At 56.0% G+C, this 1,758-nt stretch carries 2 protein-coding genes; one reads left to right on the forward strand and one right to left on the reverse strand.

Annotation, left to right across the window (positions count from 1 at the left end; translation table 11 throughout):
* Nucleotides 1-51 precede the first annotated feature (51 nt).
* Entirely contained in the window at nucleotides 52-258 is a 207-nt protein-coding gene (locus tag EII23_RS11850; RefSeq protein ID WP_124793536.1) for a hypothetical protein, read from the reverse strand.
* A gap of 480 nt (nucleotides 259-738) precedes the next feature.
* Here EII23_RS11850 and EII23_RS11855 point away from each other — a divergent pair, with 480 nt between their 5' ends.
* Nucleotides 739-1,437, forward strand: coding sequence for a Bro-N domain-containing protein (locus tag EII23_RS11855; RefSeq protein ID WP_260424712.1), 699 nt, complete (start codon nucleotides 739-741; stop codon nucleotides 1,435-1,437).
* The last annotated feature ends 321 nt before the right edge of the window (nucleotides 1,438-1,758 follow it).

A 1,758-nucleotide genomic window follows, 5' to 3' on the forward strand; every position in this document is an offset into this window, starting at 1 on the left:
CTTCCGCCACGCCGCTGTGTGGTGCTGTGTGGTGCTGTGTACCACTGTGCGCTACAGGCTGGCGGGATGGTGACGGCGAGGACGTGAGGAAGACAAGACAAAAATTGAATGGCTGCCGTTTTCAGGCATCAAAAAACAATGAGGCGTAGGATGCTGTGTATTTTGCGATTTGAAGCCTTGCAGGGGCATTTGCGGGCGATTTTGAGGGTGTTCGGCAAAAACGCTGAAGGCGGTCTTTGCAGGAGAGGCTTTCTTCATGGAGAAGGATTTCCCCCTCCTCACTTTCAAGCTGACATGCCTGTTTTTCCGTGCAGCGTTGATTGGTAGCCAATGCCCGTCAATCAAAATGAAAAAGACGACCTGTGCCCCGCGTCGGAAGTTTTCGTTTTGAAAAGCACAACAGGACTCCGGGAGAAATGAAAAACGGAAGGTGGCGGCGGTGTGGGGATGAGGTTATCCATAATGCAGACGCCCCTGCCGCGTGTTCCTGCGCTACTTGCCGTCACCGGGCTTCTTCCGTGTCCAGAAGATGCCCAAGACGCCCAAGCAGGTAACAACAACGAACATGAGCAAGTATGCGGCGGTCATTGCGGCAGCCTCCGAATGGTGTTCAAATCTGCCTCCAACGTTCATACGATAGGCACTTTTTGACACGCCAGCAATACCGCCCCCGCCCCCACCAACACCCCCGTCGCTGTCCAGACCTTCAGCAATACGGCGTTCGGCAACGTCCGTACTGTGCTGGATGAGAAAGGCGAGCCGCGGTTTGTGGCGCGGGATGTTTTACAGGCACTTGAGTATGCGGAAACCTCCAAACCTGCACGCCTGATTCAGGCTGTGCCCGCCGAGTGGAAGGGGATGCATCCGTTTCACACCCGCGGCGGAAAACAGCAATTGACAACACTTTCCGAGCAGGGCCTCTATTTCTTCCTTGCCCGCTCCGACAAGCCCAGGGCGCTGCCGTTCCAGCGGTGGCTGGCCGGAGAAGTTCTCCCCGCCGCCCCCATCCCCACCCCTCCGCCGCCGCCGCCCACCAACAACCCCGTCGCTGTCCGGACATTCAGTTACGGCATGCTGGGCGACCTGCGCGTGATGCAGGACGCAAAAGGCGAGCCGTGGTTTGTGGCGCGGGATGTGTGCAAGTATCTGGGGTTTGACAATAACCATACACGCATGGCGCTCCAAGGCTTGGATGAGGATGAAAAGGCAACCATCCTTAAAGTGGTTGAGCGTCATGATTTCAAGGGGTTACGCAAAGATGCCCTGCTCGTTTCCGAAGCCGGGCTGTATTCCCTGATACTCCGCTCCCGCAAGCCCGAAGCCAAGGAGTTCAAACGCTGGGTAACCCACGAAGTCCTTCCCGCTATCCGCAGGCACGGCGGCTACCTCACGCCGGACAACTTGAAATTACGAAGCGTTGGGATTGCAGGCGGATAGCAATTAAGTATTCCCTTATGAGAAAGATACGCTGTTTTTCCCCACTTTCACTGACTGCTTCCCTTCCCGACCTTCGCCAATGATTCCGCTCGGTTGGGAATTGACCGTCCCCTTATGAGAAAAGGCGCATTTCTGCCGCCTGCTCGCTCACAGTTTGCCGTTCAAGCCTTCCCCAATGATTCTGCCCGGTTGGGAATTAAGTACTCCCTTATGAGAAAAGGCGGCGCGTTTACAGGACGATGCGCGGCCTTGCCATAACCACACAACACGCAACAAGGAGTTTGGCCCATGAAAGAGCCGGAAGAAACAAAAAACCCCGCC

Source organism: Desulfovibrio sp. OH1186_COT-070 (assembly GCF_003860215.1).
GTDB lineage: Bacteria > Desulfobacterota > Desulfovibrionia > Desulfovibrionales > Desulfovibrionaceae > Desulfovibrio.